This window comes from Aquimarina aggregata, assembly GCF_001632745.1.
Taxonomy (GTDB): Bacteria; Bacteroidota; Bacteroidia; order Flavobacteriales; family Flavobacteriaceae; genus Aquimarina; species Aquimarina aggregata.
On sequence record NZ_LQRT01000046.1, the window covers coordinates 404,271 to 421,567 of the forward strand.

Annotated in this window: 12 protein-coding genes; all 12 read right to left on the reverse strand. The window is 34.2% G+C overall.

The features are described 5' to 3' along the window. Window positions 1-47 precede the first annotated feature (47 nt). Window positions 48-653 (reverse strand): SMP-30/gluconolactonase/LRE family protein, encoded by a 606-nt coding sequence (locus AWE51_RS22680; RefSeq protein WP_394332242.1) that lies wholly within the window; start codon window positions 651-653, stop codon window positions 48-50. Between the two features lie 90 nt (window positions 654-743). Continuing rightward, entirely contained in the window at window positions 744-995 is a 252-nt protein-coding gene (locus AWE51_RS26245; RefSeq protein WP_082832571.1) for a hypothetical protein, read from the reverse strand. Between the two features lie 255 nt (window positions 996-1,250). After that, window positions 1,251-2,381 (reverse strand): FMN-binding protein, encoded by a 1,131-nt coding sequence (locus tag AWE51_RS22685; protein WP_066318632.1) that lies wholly within the window; start codon window positions 2,379-2,381, stop codon window positions 1,251-1,253. A gap of 3 nt (window positions 2,382-2,384) precedes the next feature. Further along, a complete protein-coding gene (locus AWE51_RS22690; protein WP_066318634.1) occupies window positions 2,385-4,307 on the reverse strand; it encodes an FAD-dependent oxidoreductase in 1,923 nt (640 codons plus the stop codon). 12 nt (window positions 4,308-4,319) lie between these two features. Further along, window positions 4,320-5,957 (reverse strand): sulfatase, encoded by a 1,638-nt coding sequence (locus tag AWE51_RS22695; protein WP_066318636.1) that lies wholly within the window; start codon window positions 5,955-5,957, stop codon window positions 4,320-4,322. Further along, a complete protein-coding gene (locus tag AWE51_RS22700; RefSeq protein ID WP_066318637.1) occupies window positions 5,954-8,341 on the reverse strand; it encodes a beta-galactosidase in 2,388 nt (795 codons plus the stop codon). Before AWE51_RS22700 ends, AWE51_RS22695 begins: the two co-directional genes overlap by 4 nt. 50 nt (window positions 8,342-8,391) lie before the next feature. After that, complete coding sequence (locus AWE51_RS22705; protein WP_066318638.1) at window positions 8,392-9,366, reverse strand: family 16 glycosylhydrolase; 975 nt, start codon at window positions 9,364-9,366, stop codon at window positions 8,392-8,394. A 23-nt stretch (window positions 9,367-9,389) separates the two neighbouring features. Continuing rightward, window positions 9,390-10,955 (reverse strand): MFS transporter, encoded by a 1,566-nt coding sequence (locus AWE51_RS22710; RefSeq protein WP_066318640.1) that lies wholly within the window; start codon window positions 10,953-10,955, stop codon window positions 9,390-9,392. 22 nt (window positions 10,956-10,977) lie between these two features. Further along, on the reverse strand, window positions 10,978-12,843 hold the full coding sequence (locus AWE51_RS22715; RefSeq protein ID WP_066318641.1) for an FG-GAP repeat domain-containing protein: 1,866 nt from the start codon (window positions 12,841-12,843) through the stop codon (window positions 10,978-10,980). 140 nt (window positions 12,844-12,983) lie between these two features. Beyond that, on the reverse strand, window positions 12,984-14,279 hold the full coding sequence (locus tag AWE51_RS22720) for an MFS transporter (protein ID WP_066318643.1): 1,296 nt from the start codon (window positions 14,277-14,279) through the stop codon (window positions 12,984-12,986). Between the two features lie 35 nt (window positions 14,280-14,314). Further along, window positions 14,315-15,481: a galactonate dehydratase gene (dgoD, locus tag AWE51_RS22725; protein ID WP_198403858.1), complete on the reverse strand. Its 1,167-nt coding sequence runs from the start codon at window positions 15,479-15,481 to the stop codon at window positions 14,315-14,317. Between the two features lies 1 nt (window position 15,482). After that, a complete protein-coding gene (locus AWE51_RS22730; protein WP_317041845.1) occupies window positions 15,483-17,285 on the reverse strand; it encodes an arylsulfatase in 1,803 nt (600 codons plus the stop codon). Window positions 17,286-17,297 lie beyond the last annotated feature (12 nt).

The following is a 17,297-nucleotide window of genomic DNA, read 5'->3' on the forward strand; positions in this document are numbered from 1 at the left end:
GATATTATCTTATGTGTGCAATATTTTACCCCTATAATCCTCTCTAACTATTTTAAAATAGCGCGAAGTACTAAATCATCACAGGTAATATATAACACTGTCTCATCTTCATTAAATGCACAATTAGAAGTCCGTTTATTTGTTCTTATAGTTCCTAAATGCTTTCCTCCTGGAGTGATAATTAACACTCCAACTGGCCCCCTCATAAAAATAATATCGTCTTTATTAATAACCATTCCATCTGGTTTTTGTTTCGATACACTCGCTTTAACTAATACTTGTGCATTAAAAATAATACGTTGATTACTTAGGTCTCCTGTATTGGATAGGTTGAATGCTATTAATCCTGGTGGTCTTGTATTTGTAATATATAAAGTCCTATTATCCGGTGCCAACCCAATACCATTTGGCCCGGGCCAATTATTGGTTAATAACTTTACATTTCCTTCTTTATCAATTTTATATACACCTTGAAAACCTTGTTCATTCAATTCTTCTCGTCTGTCTTTAGGTAAGCCGAAATACGGATCTGTAAAATAGATATCCCCTTTCTTATCGATAACCAAATCATTTGGGCTATTAAATCTTTTACCTTTATAATGTGATACTATAGTTTTATAATTAGGTTCTGGATTATCTAAAGAGGTAATCATACTTGCAATTTCTCGATCTCCACTTCTGCATAAAATTAAACATCCTAGATTGTCTAAAGCTAATCCATTCGATCCTTTACCTCCGTTTCTTTATATTGTATCAGAATAGCCACTTGGATTTAAAAAAGGTTTCGCCCCCTCTTGTTCCGTCCATTTATAAGCGATATTTTTAGGCACATCAGAATAAATCAAACATTCTTCTTTAGGTGACCAAACGGGGCCTTCTGTCCAGTTATGACCGCTTGCTATAACTTCAATGATCGTTTGTTTAGAAACGAGTTTATAAAATTCTGGCTGCAATGATTCCAAATATCCAATGGTAGGATATTTAGAAACGTTCATAGTTTTACAACTAGCTAAAAAAAAAGATTAAAACGAACCCAAATAGTGTATGTTTTTTCATGTGTCTTTAATTATATTTTTAAGTGTTTTATCTACTATCTGCTATGTCTGTATTTTCTTTTTTGCCTAAATAAAAGACCCTCGTGTTTTATTTGAGTATTTTTAAATCAGAACTGGTACCTTATTGATTGGATTCATGTAAACTTTTAAGATTTAAGTGAGTTCATTACTCATCTCAACAAAGGAAAAACAACCTCATAATCTTGCTTTATATTTCTTCTGAAACGCTTTTATTACTTTTATCTGAGATGGGTTCAATCGTTGCTTGTACAGAAACCAATAAGCCCGTCTCGCTATTAAAAATTCTGATTGAAGAAGAGGTGTTACAGATGTATTTACTTCTTCTGAATCTATATCCTTTTTTTCTATTAAATCCAATAATGCAGATACTTCTTGAAAGGTTCCAAGGGTTGATATGACTTCTGTCCACTCCTCTAAATATGCTACAGACACTTTAGTATCTACTTCAAGTAATGAACGCATTGCTGCTAGTTTTTGGAGCTTTTCTCCTTTAAAAAACAATACTGAAGCTACTTGTAAATAAGTTTTAATTGGTGCTTTCTCCAAATAAGTAAAGCCTCTATCGAGTAATGCTTCATTTTTTAAAATTCTGTTCATAACAGCATCTACAAATATTGCTTCGTACAAATTTCTATCTTGTAACGCTTGTAATGCTATATCAAAATAAGTTACATCCCGATGTGATATAAATACTTCTAATTGCTCATTAGAAACTGATATACTTGTACAATTTTTGATCTCGGAAACAATATTTCCATTGGCCCAATGCCATAACGTATAGCAGGTAAGAGCTGCTCCTGGTACTGTATCTTTTTCATCTAGCTCTAGTATCGTAGCTCCAGAAATAGCATCCACTTCTTCACTTAATGTAGAAGGTACTGTCCAGATATCTTCAATATATACATCCTTAAAAGGAGAATCATCATTTTTTAGAATAGCATCTAATTTCACATAATCATCAGTTTCAAACAAATCTGCTTCGTATTTTTCTAATGTTGCTTCTTTTTGCAATTCATACCGTTGATATTGACCTGTATTACTCCAATACAAGGTTACAGGAATTACCTTACAAACTTGAGCCAGACATATTACGGAATTAACATCCATGCGGTATTGAACAGGAAAACCTGCTTCGTTTTGAATCTCAAATAATATGACTTGCACAGGTTTTTTTTCGCCAGGATGTTTTATCATAATTTTATGAGGTACCTCTAGAAATTCAGATGGATTTTTAGAGGTAAAAAGACTACCTCCTAAAACTAAAGAAAGGAAGCACCAATATATTATGTTTATTTGATTGATCATTCATTAAGCATAACAGCGTACTTCAAATAACTTAACATTTTTTGCTCCATAAGTTGCTGCCATTTTTACTCGAACCGCAGTTACTTTGATAGCATCAAATTTTAACGTAATCAAACGTGTTCTATTCTCTTCGATGTTCCCTAATTTTTGCCATTTACCATTAATACGTGCTTCAAAACTCAATGTTTTCAACATTTCTTTGGGAACACTATTTCCGAACAGCTCATCGTTCCTACTATCTTTTCGCATCATAATGTTGCGTGCTAAGTTAGTATCACATTTTAACTCTATTGCAGCTAATAGAATTGGTGTTTCCCATTCTAATTGAATTTCAGCAGGCAAACCATTAGATTTCCAATGATTAATGGTACCATCTATATCCCTAGACATCCCATTTATCAAATTATTCACATCCCCTGATGAAGTAGATGAAGCAAACAATAAGCTTGCTTTTCTTGCCAAATCTTTAGGATCTCTTGCAGGTCGTTTTGGAATAAAAGCATCATCTCTCATCAATTGTTCTTGCAATTCATTGATATGTTTCTGCGCAACTTGTCTTGGCAAAACGTTTCGCTTATTACAGATAGTTGCAGCAGTTCCAACAGCTTGGCCTTGCAAAGCACATGTTGCCATAATACGGCTAGAGGACAATGCAATATGCGTCTGGCTTACATTACGACCTGCAAACATCAAATTAGCAATATTCTTTGAATACAAACTCCTAAACGGAAATTGATATACTTCTTTAAAATGATAATGAAAATAACTTGGAGGTTCGGATATGTTTTCTATCCCTCCGGGGTTGTGTTCATCTAATGACCAACCTCCAAAAGCAATACAATCTTCAAAATGTTTGTGTTCGGTCATATCGCGTTCAGAAACAATATAATCCCCGATAAAACGACGGGATTCTCGTCTTCCCGGTAAGGAACCCACCCAATCTAATGCCAAATTTTCAGCTTCAGGGAAGTTTCCTGAATTTTTAATATAATCCCAAACGCCATGTAAGTACCCCATAAGCTTGTGTCTATTGACTTCTGCATCTGCAATAATATCATCATTACTTCCTACTTCTATCCACCAAATTCCATCTTTAAACCATTTAAAATGTCTACGAGGATGAGCTCCTTCATGTGTATATTTTATTGCATAAGAAGGGGGCGAATATTTCATGGGACGTCCCATATCCTTTGATGACATCAAAAGTGTTGCACCCATTTGCCAACCATCTGGTTGATCAGGAGCAAAAGTTTCATTAAATTCTGTTTTTCCTTCTCTTCCTGTTCTATATATAGCTCCAGCAGTTGCTGCTAATAGACCATCTCCAGAACAATCAATAAAAATTGAGGCATTGATTGTAAACATTTTTTCGGTAGTAGCCTGCCAACATAAAGCTGATTTTATGACATCTCCTTCCATAACTGCTTCTACAGCTTGAGTATTTAACATCAAATCTAAGTTTGGTTCACGTACTACAAAATCATATAACACATAATCAAAAACAGGATATGATTCTTGTTCATTTTCAAATCTATTATGTAATAATATTTCTTCTATAATCCCTGTTTCACGTTCAGCTTTTCCTTTAATATCATTAACCCCGTTGAGGTGAACTCTTATTTCACTAGAGGCATTTCCTCCTAATACAGGGCGATCTTGTACTAAAACTGTTTTGGAGCCATTCCTTGCTGATGCTACTGCAGCACAAATACCTGCAGCACCGCCACCTATTACTGCAACATCATACGTCACTACAGGTTTTCTATTAGGCATACCTGTTTTACCAGTACCTAAATGATACCATTTATCATTTGGTTTATCATATATAATATCTTTGGTATTGGCGCATGAGGTAAATATCATAGGCACAACACCTGCTGCAACTGCAGCTTTTGTTCCCTTTTTAAAAAAATCTCTACGCTTCATCTTCTCAGATATTTATTTTTTAGGAAAGTTCCCTCTCCAACCTTTATTAAATTGTTCTAATAGTTGACTTACCAATTCTGGAGTAGTATCTGCTATATTATTTGTTTCCATAGGATCAACGTTATGGTCATAGAGTTCTATAAAAATAGGGGCTGTTTCTGGATGATCCCTATCTTTCCAAATCACAATTCTATATTGACCTGTCCTCATAGCATATCCCATTAATGTATTCTCAAACAACTTTCTATCCCATTTATTTCCTTGTTGCTTTATAATTCGTTCTTCAACTTCTTCAATAAGTGGACCAAAATAGGTCTCTCTCATTGCTGGTCTTAATGGATATGCGCCCCATTCCCTTAATGCAGGTGATGGAAATTGACTAAAAACTGCATTTTTCCAAGGTATAGTAGGATTCATTAATAATGGTTTAAAACTAGTCCCTTCGACATGTTGAGGAATATCAAAACCTGCTAACGCTGCTAGTGTTGGATATATATCCACTAACTCTACCAATGCATCAGTGGTCCTACCGCTACTTTCTTTTGGCATATCTGGTGTCCATATTATGAGAGGTACTCGTGTTGCGATTTCGTAATTGGTTGCTTTTCCCCAAATACCCATTTCACCTAAATGAAATCCATGATCACTCCATAGAACAATAATTGTATTATCTCGAACATTTGCATCTTCTAGAGCTTTAATCATCTTACCAATTTGGGCATCCACATAGCTTACACATGCTAAATACGCATGCTTTAAGGTTATTGCTAACTCTTTACCTATGGTACCTTTTTTAGGAATACCACTACGTACTCTAAGTTCGAATGAGGGGTGTAATCCCATTTCAGCACCTTTTTCAGGTCCATTAACATGTATTGCTAATTGAATACTATCTCTATCATATAAATCCCAATACTTTTTTGGTGCTACCCAATTCAGATGTGGTTTATTGAATCCTAGTCCCATAAAAAATGGCTTAGATGAATCTTGTGCTAGCATTTCTTTCATGGTAGCAATTGCTAACTCTGTATTATATCCATCATGATATGTATTATCTGAAACATCCGTTGATTCATAAGCAACACCAGAAGCTAAGCCGTATTTGGCCACCTTACCATATTGAGCAACCATTTCTTTTCTAGTTTCGGCACGTTCTTTATTATTCTTCTCTAAAGCAAAACCAACAGGATTTTTAATTCCTTTAGAAATCATACTATCAAGTGCTGGCAACCTACTCCATGATTTTTCTTCGTCTAAATCTCCATGATGAAATATTTTACCTGTATACGCTGTTTCATATCCATGTTGTTTGAAATATTGTGGTAATGTTACAACTTCTGGATTTACGTCTCTAAACTTAACATAATTATGAAAAACTCCGCTTGTCTCAGGACGTATACCTGTAAGTACGCTAGCTCTTGAAGGACCACAGATAGCTTGTTGACAATAGGCGTTTTCGAAAAGCAAACCTTGACTTGCCAACTTATCTATGTTCGGACTGACCGCCAATTGTGAACCATACGCCCCTAACTCTGGTCGTAAATCATCTATAGCTATAAAAAGAATATTTGGCTTCTTCCTTTCTTCAATTTGCTCCGTATTACAAGCAAAAAGTAGTACTAGTGTAAGCCAACTAAACGTTCGATTCATTCTTGTTTTATTTCCAATAACAATACTTCTTCTGAGGCTAAATTAAATTCGGAATCAACCGAATTAGATGTCATTAAATTTTTAATAGTTATCGATTTGCCAGATTTTAAAGACAACTTAATCTTAGCTGTATTATGACCAACATTAAGTAAATTAACCAAATACGAACCATTTCCTTGCTTAACAACACGCGAAATCGTTGTTTTGAAACTCTTACCATTATCGGATTCAATAATTACATCAGGCATTTGATCTGCAACTTCAGCTAGTGCTATTTTTTTTATTTCTGCTATACTTGCATTTTTTAAAATTACAAGCTTGCCTTTACTAGCAGATAATTTTTGACTACGCTTTTTTCCATATTCATTCATTAATAGACTTTCTGAAGAATCTATAATTATGGTTCCACCTTTATCTAAATAGGATTGCATCGCTGCGAACTCAGCATCGGTTACATATTTAGTTTTATAAACAATCACTGTATTCCAAGTACTATTATCTTGTTTTTCAATAATATTTTTTGTTAAAAACCCTAGTGGTAAACCTTCAAAAAATAACGACTTGTATAATTTTCGGATTTGAGTCATATACTGAGGTGTATTGATAGCCGAAGTTTCTGAATAAAATAAACGTAGCGGGCGGGATTGTTCACGAAGCGCTATAATCTCTTCAGAGAAAGAGTTTAAATCATACATTACCTGAGTAACTTCGTTAGCAATATGAGGTTGCATATTGTTAGAACCGGCATAAGCACCGCCTAGACCAGGGTCAAAGAAATTTAGTTCACCTTCTAAACGGTCTTCTGGTGATCCATCTGGGTCTCGCGCCCAAAACCAACCGGTATTAGCATCCATTCCCATTAAGGTCGCTAACCAATATACATTACGAACATAACTAGTTCGTGCTTCTAAGTCTCTCCACATACCAGAAGAGAGGAAATGCGATTCTGAATTTACATTAATTTTTTCTGGACTTACCGACTCCACAAAATCATGTAAAATAGCCATTCCATCCCATTTATAAGCATAATCTTTATACCAGTCTGAATTAATATGAGGTCTGATACTTGGACTGCCTAGGGCCTTGGCATCATGACCTATCATAGTCGTTAATTCAGTCAAGGCTTCGAAATCCATTCCATGAGAACGTGAATCTTCATAAAATGTACGAGGGAATAGTTTTATATGCGTGTCTGCTTCTGGATTAACCGCATGTAATTCATTTTGATTAAAAGTAAACCATTCGGTAGTTCTATGCATATTATAACGACACCAATCAAACCAGACTGGTTTTCCTATTAAAGCTTTATCAATCGGTACTTCTATTTCTATAGTATTGAAGTTGCTAAATGACGAATCCCAGTTTGAATTGAGTGCTTTAATATTACCATTATATTTATCTTTTAACCAAGACCTAAACTTATTTAACGTATAAGAAGATATACCATTCATCTCCTTATACTTATAAGTCCAATGGTCTTTTTCTGAGTACCAATGTGGCTCATTGGCAAAAACATAACCTAGTTCAGTAACTTTTTTACCTTTAGTCAATTCTCCTGTATGACGAATAATCTTACCCCATACTTCTCTCGCTAAAGGATTATCGATATCAAATCCAGTAAATAATGAACGTCCTTTTCTAATTTCTGGTTCTTTTTTTTCAACCCACTCAGGAATACCCATTGACCAATAATATAAGAAGCCAATATTAGTATCTGGAATACTTGTAATTTCTTTCATTAATTCTTGGTCAAACGTACCATCTTCTTTGAGTAAGAAAGAATTAATAGCACGATCGTGATCAACTGGATATAGGTTTTCTCCTCCGTGATATAATGCTCCCAAATGATCATTATAAACAGCCTCATTAGTTAAGGGTTGCCCTACTGTTTTTGAAAAATAATCATACGGAAAAGATGGTTTACCATTACTTACAAACATATTATCTGCAGCTTTTGCATTCTGCCAATCTACTTTGTTTACTGGACGACGTTTTATCTCTCCTTTAAGTTCTTTATTTAAATCCTCAATACTTTTATCCAATATTTGAATTACTTTTCTTCGCTCAAAATCAGGTAACATTTCGGCTAAAGAATCTTTATTTGGCTTATAATAACGCTCATATCCAAATAACTTTGAAATAGCATCTTTGTGAGCTTCATCCCAATCTGCAAATTTTATAAATTCTTTTGAGAACCAAAGAGTAGTTTCTTCTCTCGTAATATCTATTGATTTTTTTTTAGCTTCATTCATTAAACTTTTAAGAATTTCTATTTTACTAATAGCTTCTTCTTTTGGTGTTTTATACTTATTTTCTGATTTTAAGTTACATCCCGTAAGAAGTATCAGGAATAAAAATCCTAATAATAATGCTTGTTTTTTCATAAGTTTATAGGGTTGAGATATAGATATATTTCTAATTATATTTTTTGTACTTAGTTATTTTGCCATATTCGCACATAATCAATTTCATAAGCTACAGGTAGGTCTGTTTTTTCTGGTAATCCCAAAAAACAAAATGTCTCAGAATCAAACCAGATCCAGTAAGCTACATCAGTAACCCAACGATCTGGATCGACCCCATTATTAGTGATTTCTGATTTCAAAATTGTTCCGAATGGATGAAGCTCACCGTCAACGTAAACTTTAATAAAATCTGCTGTCCACTCAAAACCATATACATGAAAGTCATCGGCAGTATTATTTTCTACTTGAATATTCCGAGTATGCGCCGGACCATTTCCATCGGGTAAATAATAAGGATTATTCGGATTCCAACTTATCATATTAAACTTTAATCGTTTTCTCCAATCCAGACTCGTTTCTCCAGCTTTAGGATCTCCAAACATTTCGAACATATCTAATTCTGATTGAAAACCAGTGGTCCAAAATGAACTAGTAATTCTTGCTTTAGCTGATTTAGAACGAATTTCCATATAGCCATACTGAAACTGTTGTCTACTAATTACAGCTGCTGTTGTAATATTTTCATAACTATAGACCTCCCCGCATTGTTCTCTTGTTGTATCAGAAAAAAGAAAATCAGGTTCCCATTTTGTCAAAATCTTAAGTTTACCATCTTCTACAATAACATTATTAGGCGAAAATTGAGAAGGATGTCTCCCCACAAAATTAGATTTATAAATCCCTTCTTTTCCTTGAATTTGCCATTTATCTTCATCCAACCCTATTGTATCAAATTCATCACTTATTTCTGAATTAAGAATCCAACTACCTACATTATCCTGATCTGAAAGTGGGAAATTTGGATTACACAAAGGATTATCAACATCTTCATTATCAACATCTTGAACATCTGAATTTGATTCATCACCATTTGAACAGGAAATATTAATTATTACAAGCAATAATGCTAAAAACCATAACTGCATCTTATCATTTCCTTTCATAATTACTCGTTTTTATAAAACATCTACTTTCTTTTTAATTTTTCCTGAATTTCCTCAATTGTTAAATTTTTAGTTTCTGGCAAAAACTTAGCCAGTATTAACAAACCAATAAAAACAATTCCAGCGTAAAACAAAAAGATACTACTTGCCCCCATATTGGCAAGTTGCCATGGAAAAAAGAATTGCGTAAGAGCACTTATTGTACTAGATATTAAAGCAAAAAAAGGAATAGCTATCCCCCGCAAAGAGATTGGGAAGATTTCGGATAACAATACCCACATAATCGGTCCAACTGAAAAATGGAATGCTGCAATAAAACTTAAAATTCCTATAAGAATTAAAGTAGCATTAAGTACTGCAGATTTTTGTAAAAACACACTTGAGTTATCTCTTGCCGAAATATCTCCCACAATACTTTTTATGACCTCTTTAAATTCGATATCGGTTTCAAATTGTTTACCTACTAACTTTGTTAGTTTTGTTACTTCAGGAATATCACTCATCTCTTCAATGGCTTCATCTGTTAACTCGTATTTAGCAGTACCAAAACCATAAGCACAAATCCCTAAGCTTAGCACAACCCAAACTAATCCCCAAATCATCATTGGACGTCTACCAACTTTATCAATTAATAAGATTGATAAAACTGTGAACAAAATACTTACCAAACCAATCCAAATAGCTTGCTGAAATGCTGCCTGTTCTCCTAAACCCAATTGTTCCATTACTGTTGGCGCATAAGTTAAAACTGCATTAATACCTGTAAATTGCTGTACAAGTGACATGGTTAAAGCAACAATAACAATTATTGTCATTTTTGAACTAAATATTTCTTTTAACTGAGAACCAACCGAATTGATTTGATCGCTTTTTGTTACACTTTGTAACATTTCAGCAATGTGTGCGTCGATTTCATTTTTGGGCATAACTTTAGCTAATGTCAGTTTTGCCTCATTAGACCGATCTTTATAAACTAACCAAGCTGGGCTTCGAGGAACCAAATATAATAAGCCAAACCAAATTAAAGCTGGTACAATTTCAATTCCTAACATCCATCTCCAGGTATATTCCTTTACACCCAAACTATGAACCCACGTTGCATCACTATTAGTCACGGTTAATAACCAATAATTTATAAAATAGGCTGCTGTTAAACCAATTACAATATTTATTTGTGTCATAGATACCAATTTACCACGCCAATTAGCAGGTGCGACTTCGCCAATATACATTGCCGCTAAAGTAATAGAGCTAAATGCTAATCCGCCTAAGAACCGCGCTGCTAAAAGTGTAACAAAAGAAGGTGCAAACGCAGAACCTAACGCTGAGACAAGATATAAAGCTGCTATAATCTTTAAGGTTGATTTACGTCCATATTTATTGCTTGACCATGCTGCTAATGGCAAAGCTATTAAAACGCCAATTCCAGGTCCAAACCCAAGAGCTCCAACTTGCCAATCATTCAGATTAAATTCTGACGTAATGAATTTAAAGGCTCCTGAAATTAAAGCAGCGTCTAAACCAAATACAAAACCTCCTAATGCCACAATGATTGAATAGGTGTAAGCATTTTTTTTGAATGAACTCATATATATATATTATTAATTTTAATTAGTGCCCTATTTTTATTTTTTTATTGATTGTTGAAACAGTTTTCGTTTCAGTTTCTCCATTTGTCCAAGTAACTTTTACTTCTACTGAAGAACAGTTTTTTAACCCGAAATGTACAAATGTATTATGACTTAAAGAATACTGCGCCCCAGTAGAACCTACACGTTGTACTTGATTATTTTTGCAAAATTTTGTTTCAACTTTTGCTCCTAGTGCACTTGTGCCAGATTTAGAATTTCCGATCTCAACGATTAAATAGTTATGTGATTTATGAACCGATTCATTTTTAAATAAATGCCATTTTCCGCGTTCATTTCCTATAACTATGTCTACTTTTCCGTCTTGGTTATAATCAACAGTTTCTATTGCCATACCAATAGCGCCAAGTTCCGTGGATACTATATTATGATTTTGAAGAGTTTCAAATCCAGATTCTCCTTTATTTAAATACAAGATTGATTCATTAAAATGGATTAAATCACCACGTCTAATTACCAACAAATCTTGGAATCCATTGTTATCAAAATCAGCAACACTAGCTGCCATATTGTGCTCTTTTTTTGATAAGCCAAATTCTTTTGTAATGTCTTTGAACTTATTTCCTTTATTTTCTAGCAAAATATCCTGTAAACCCTCTGAATGCTTTACTTCGGAATAGCCTTCTACACCATGAATAATTCCTGTAGCTGGTGCCCAAAGAAACCCTGCAATACGCCATTTCTTATTACCTACATAACCTATATACCATCCTTTCTTATTTTTGTAATTAACTTTATCGGGATAACCTAAGGCATCGCTATTCACTAATTTGATATCTTTTCCTGAATGTGTTTCGCCTTTAAATTCGTAATCATAAGACGTTTCTCCAATATAATAGGTGTTGTTATTTGGCCACTGAGATTGGAAATTTTCTAGATTCAATATATCTCCAATTTCTAAATCTTCAAGTTCTAATTCTCCTCGCTTTGTAAAGAAACCTAAGGTTTTCGTATCCTTATCGTAAAAAACATCTCCTTTGTTAAATTCTGAGCCTCTAGTGATGTACAAATCAAAATCACCATCGTTATCATAATCTATTTCAGTAATACCTGATACATGTTCAATATCGTTTGGAAATACTTTTTTAGATACATCACTATAGGTTAAATCACCATTACCCTTATAGGCTTTTATAGGTCCGTGTCCGTATAAAATAAAATCTAAAATATCATCTCCATTAAAATCAGTTATTAATGTCTTTTGTCCATTACCTTTAGCCGCTGGTATAGTACCATGTAAAGTTAATTGACCGTTTCCATCATTCTCATAGATATAATTTTCACTTGCGCCTTTTTTCTGACCATCTGGAAATGCAAAATTAAGCAAGTCCAAATCACCATCGTTATCACCGTCAATAAAAGAAACTGTTCTTCCGCGCATCATCGCTAATGGTTCATTGAACTCTCCTAGCTCGATAAATTTTCTATCCTTAGTAACACGATATAATTTTGAATTCCTAGCATTACTACCAGAGCCTCCTCCTCTAGACATAATAACTTCTAAATTACCATCTTTATCTATATCCCCCACAGAAACACCATGTAAATCGCCCATAATAATATCATAAGGCTTAGTATATTTACCGTTGTTATTCCATTGTACCTGTACACCAAAACCGTGATCATTAATAAGGATATCTAAATAACCATCTTGGTCTAAATCTGCGATCACAGGTGCATCCCATTTTCTTAGATTTTTGTCTTGTCTAGGAAACTCTTTGATAACTTCTTTAAAAGTAGTCTGTGCAGAATTTAAAAAAGGTATCAAACAAAACACAAAACAAAAAGTTAGTGATAAAATAAATTCATGATGTATTGTTCTATTCATCAATTAAAAATTTATGTAATAAATTAAACCTAAAATAAGTATCCCATAAGCATTCTTACAAAAGAAGAAAGAATAACCAATTGTTAGTGCATATATCTTAACAGAAACTACCTATATTTTACCTTTAGCAATAAGCTAAATTATTCTACCAATTCTATACGTTTTACTTTTCCAACTAAGAAAAGATAGCTGCAAAAACCAATAAGTGCTAAAGCACCAATGTAGAAAAGTGCTGGTTTAAAGTCACCATCTTTAGCTAACCATCCAATCAAAATCGGTGTTAGAGCCGCCGCAAGGCCTCCAATAAAGTTGAAGACACCACCTACTAATCCTATCATTTTTTTTGGTGCTAATAATGATACGAATACCCAAGTTATAGACGCTAAACCATTTCCGAAGAAGGCTAATGAAAGAAAGAATATAATGAGCACAGTATTATCTGTGTAATTTGCTCCAATAATGGCTAGTGATAAAAACATACCTATAATGATTGGTGCTTTTCGAGCCAGTTCATTAGAATAGCCTTTTCGCACTAAAAAATCCGAAGTAAACCCTGATAACAATACACCCACAAAAGCCGCCAAAAAAGGAACAGATGCTAAAAATCCTGATTTTATAAAATCTAACCCTCTGTATTCAACCAAATACGTTGGAAACCAAGTCAAGAAAAAAATAAATAATGAACCCAAGCAAAACTGTCCAAGATATACACCCCAAAGTTTTCGATAAGTGAACGCTAGCCTTAGATCTTTCCAGTTAAATTCTTGTTCTTCCATTTTAACTGTAATATGAGTGGTTAAGCCTCCTCCTTTTTCAATATACTCAAGTTCTTGCTTACTTACTTTCCCGTGTTTATTTGGATCTCTGTAAAACAGGTACCAAATTAATGCCCAAACAATCCCTAAAATTCCAGAAACAATAAATAAGCCTCGCCAACCTAAAGCATCTTGAATCAAAATAAGTACCGGTGTTAAAAATGCCAAACCTATAAATTGCCCTGATGTGTAGACTGCTATTGCAGATGCACGCTCCTTTTCAGGGAACCAACTCGTTACAATTTTATTATTACAAGGATATGATGGTGCTTCAAAAGCGCCAATAGCAATCCTACAACCAATTAATGCGCCCAACGAACCTACAAATCCTTGAACGAGTGTAACGATAGACCACAATATCATCATAAAAGGATATAATATTCTTGGTTTTACATAATCTACAACAATACCTCCTGGGATTTGTAATGATGAATATGACCAAGCAAATGCAGAAAAAATAAGTCCCATTTGTACTTTGGTTAAACCTAATTCACTTGTAATTGCAGATGCTGCTACAGAAATATTACTTCTGTCCATGTAATTTATAACTACAGTTATAAAAACAAGTAAAAGAATATTATAACGCTTATAAGTTCTTACTTTGGTTGTCATTGTACTCATTGATAGATGGATGGATTGATTAATTAGTTACTGAATTACCATTCGGTTATAGAACCGTCATCATTTCTCCAGATCGGATTTTTCCAATCGTGACCTTTTATAGCTGCTTCTCTTACTTTATCTTCATCTATTTCTATTCCTAATCCAGGTGCTGTTGGTAAAGGCACGCAACCATCTTTTAGTCTAAATACATCAGGATCTTTTAAATAGTCAGTTAATTGTGTTTCATCATCATAAGGAATTCCTAAGCTAGTTTCTTGAATTAAAGCATTGATGCACGAGAAATCTATTTGAAATGCTGCTGCTAAGGATATTGGTCCAAGTGGACAATGTGGAGCAACGGCTACATCATATGCTTCTGCCATATTTGCAATTCTTTTTACTTCTGAAATTCCACCTGCATGACTTAAATCTGGTTGAACAATATCTACCAATCCTTTTTGAATTATATGCTTAAAATCCCAACGAGAATACATTCGCTCTCCTGTAGCAATAGGAATTGATGTAAAAGATTTAAGACTTTCTAATGCTTCATTATTTTCTGATAAAACTACCTCTTCTAAAAAATAAGGTTGATATGGCTCTAGAGCTTTTGCCAAAACTTTAACCATACCTTTATGCACTCGCCCGTGGAAATCAACGCCTATTGGGTATTTATCTCCGATTACATTTCTTACTGAAGCTAATTTTTTAGCTGCTTCATTGACTTTATAAGGAGCATCAATCCATTCCATCTCATTGGTTACAACCATTTTTACAGCTGTAAAACCGTTATCAATCCTTTTTTTTGCGGCTTTAGCTAGGTCTTCATTGGTCTCACCATGTACCCAACCATAAATCTTCATTTTATCTCGTACTGCACCACCAATTAATTCATAAATTGGAACGTCTAATGCTTTTCCTTTAATATCCCAGAGAGCCTGATCAATCCCAGATAAAGCGCTCATTAAAACCGGACCACCTCGATAAAAACCACCACGATATACCATTTGCCAAAAATCTTCAATTTTATTAGCAGGGTGGCCGATTAAAAAAGATTTCATTTCATTTATAGCTGTTTCTACGGTAGCTGCTCTACCTTCAACAACGGGTTCTCCCCAGCCTATCAAACCATTTTTAGTAGTTACTTTTAGAAACAACCAACGTGGTGGCACTTTAAACAGTTCCACTTTTTCGACTTCCATTCCTGTAAGTACACTCATGTTATTTTATTTTTTTTACGTGAACAAAATGTGGTCCAATGGCTAAGCGTTCTTCTTTTAGATACACATGAAAATTTCCAACACTTTCAGGAAGTTTCACAGCCTCAAACGTTAATATCTTTTGCCCTTCTTTAAATGGAAGCTTGTAATGCACATTATTATATTTCACATGAGCCATTCCATCTGAAGAGAGTTCTGGTAAATCTAATATGACTTTATAATTGCCCTTTTCAGTTTTAACACGCCAATGCCCGAGTTGATTATCTTCAATCACTCGTGGACCACCATAATCAAATCGTGAAATTACTCTTGGGCCACCCCAATCAAAACGGGTTAAGGTTGTATTGGGTTGTTTTTTACTTCCTAAGTATATTCTTTGAATACCCTTGGCATCCCGTTCTTCGGTGACTTCATCAAACCAATTTTCATATTCTTCCAATAAACTTTCAACAATTTCTGGATGCTGCTTCGCGATATTTGTACGTTCGCTTGGATCATTTTCCATATCGTATAACTCCAAATTTTTCAATACATTTTTAAGAACATGGTCTGTTGGCTGATGCACAATACCGTGGGGAAAATCATGCGGACTTACTAATTTATATTTTTGTTGTCTTGCCGAAAAATGCATATATTTAAATGGTGTTGGTCCATAATGCATTTGCATAAAAAATGTTCTATCTTTTAAATCAATAGGTTGTTCTTTCCATAATGGCATTAGATTTTCACCATCAATTTTAACCTTATGATCACCCGAAATTCCGCATGCTTTTAGAAGTGTCGGAAACACATCAATAACAGCTCCCATGGTATTCATCTTTTTCCCTTTAGGTAATTTTTTTGGCCATTTTACATAAAAAGGAACACGTGTTCCATTATCGTATACACTCGTTTTTGTACCCCTTAAATTGGCTACGTAGCGTCCAGGATAGGAATCGTTTTTTGTTCGTCTGTGTCTTGGTCCATTGTCTGATAAAAAAATAACGATGGTATTATCTTCTATACCTAATTCTTTTAATTTAGCTAAAACACGACCTACATTATAATCAATATTATCAATCATACCGAAAACACGAGCATTGTCTTCATGTAAACCTTGTTTACGATAAGGTTCTACTCTTTCATCTGGTACCTGAAGCGGAAGATGTGGCAAGTTTGTAGCTAAGTAAGCAAAGAATGGCTCATTGTTATGTTTATTGATAAAATCAAGTGCTGCATCTGTAAAAATATCGTCGCAATATCCTGCGTATTTTTTCGAAATATTGTTATGCTCTAGCACAGGATCAAAATAAGTGTTTCCTGCTGGTCCTGCTGCTTGTCCAATTCCACCTCCTCTATGCACTAAAGTTTCTTGAAACCCTTGATCTGTTGGTCGCATTGGGGCATTATCTCCTATATGCCATTTTCCAAATATCCCTGTTTTATAACCATTAGCACTTAACATTTCTGCAATAGTAATCTCTGATGTGTTCATAAAATGATCTACTTGCGTTACAGCTGTAACGCCTGTTCGATAAGGATAACGCCCTGTTAACAAAGCTGCCCTGGATGCAGAGCAGTTAGGATATGAAAAAAAATGAGTCATTTCTATACCTTCCTTACCAATAGATTCGATATTTGGTGTTTTTAGATATGGATTACCATGTTCACCTATATCGCCATAACCTTGGTCATCTGTCATCATTAAAACTATATTTGGTTTCTTTTGACCTAAAACCGAAATACTATTACAACAGATTAAAAAGCAAACAGTCAATCTAAAAAACCGTTGCATATTATTGTGGTTATTAAATTGACTGTTCATGTTCAATTCATA

Excerpts from the sequence above, each read along its gene's own strand:
- AWE51_RS22680 (WP_394332242.1), bottom strand. The coding sequence starts at position 653 with ATGATTACCTCTTTAGATAATCCAGAACCTAATTATAAAACTATAGTA.
- AWE51_RS26245 (WP_082832571.1), bottom strand. The coding sequence starts at position 995 with ATGAACGTTTCTAAATATCCTACCATTGGATATTTGGAATCATTGCAG.
- AWE51_RS22685 (WP_066318632.1), bottom strand. The coding sequence starts at position 2,381 with ATGATCAATCAAATAAACATAATATATTGGTGCTTCCTTTCTTTAGTT.
- AWE51_RS22690 (WP_066318634.1), bottom strand. The coding sequence starts at position 4,307 with ATGAAGCGTAGAGATTTTTTTAAAAAGGGAACAAAAGCTGCAGTTGCA.
- AWE51_RS22695 (WP_066318636.1), bottom strand. The coding sequence starts at position 5,957 with ATGAATCGAACGTTTAGTTGGCTTACACTAGTACTACTTTTTGCTTGT.
- AWE51_RS22700 (WP_066318637.1), bottom strand. The coding sequence starts at position 8,341 with ATGAAAAAACAAGCATTATTATTAGGATTTTTATTCCTGATACTTCTT.
- AWE51_RS22705 (WP_066318638.1), bottom strand. The coding sequence starts at position 9,366 with ATGAAAGGAAATGATAAGATGCAGTTATGGTTTTTAGCATTATTGCTT.
- AWE51_RS22710 (WP_066318640.1), bottom strand. The coding sequence starts at position 10,955 with ATGAGTTCATTCAAAAAAAATGCTTACACCTATTCAATCATTGTGGCA.
- AWE51_RS22715 (WP_066318641.1), bottom strand. The coding sequence starts at position 12,843 with ATGAATAGAACAATACATCATGAATTTATTTTATCACTAACTTTTTGT.
- AWE51_RS22720 (WP_066318643.1), bottom strand. The coding sequence starts at position 14,279 with ATGAGTACAATGACAACCAAAGTAAGAACTTATAAGCGTTATAATATT.
- dgoD (WP_198403858.1), bottom strand. The coding sequence starts at position 15,481 with ATGAGTGTACTTACAGGAATGGAAGTCGAAAAAGTGGAACTGTTTAAA.
- AWE51_RS22730 (WP_317041845.1), bottom strand. The coding sequence starts at position 17,285 with ATGAACAGTCAATTTAATAACCACAATAATATGCAACGGTTTTTTAGA.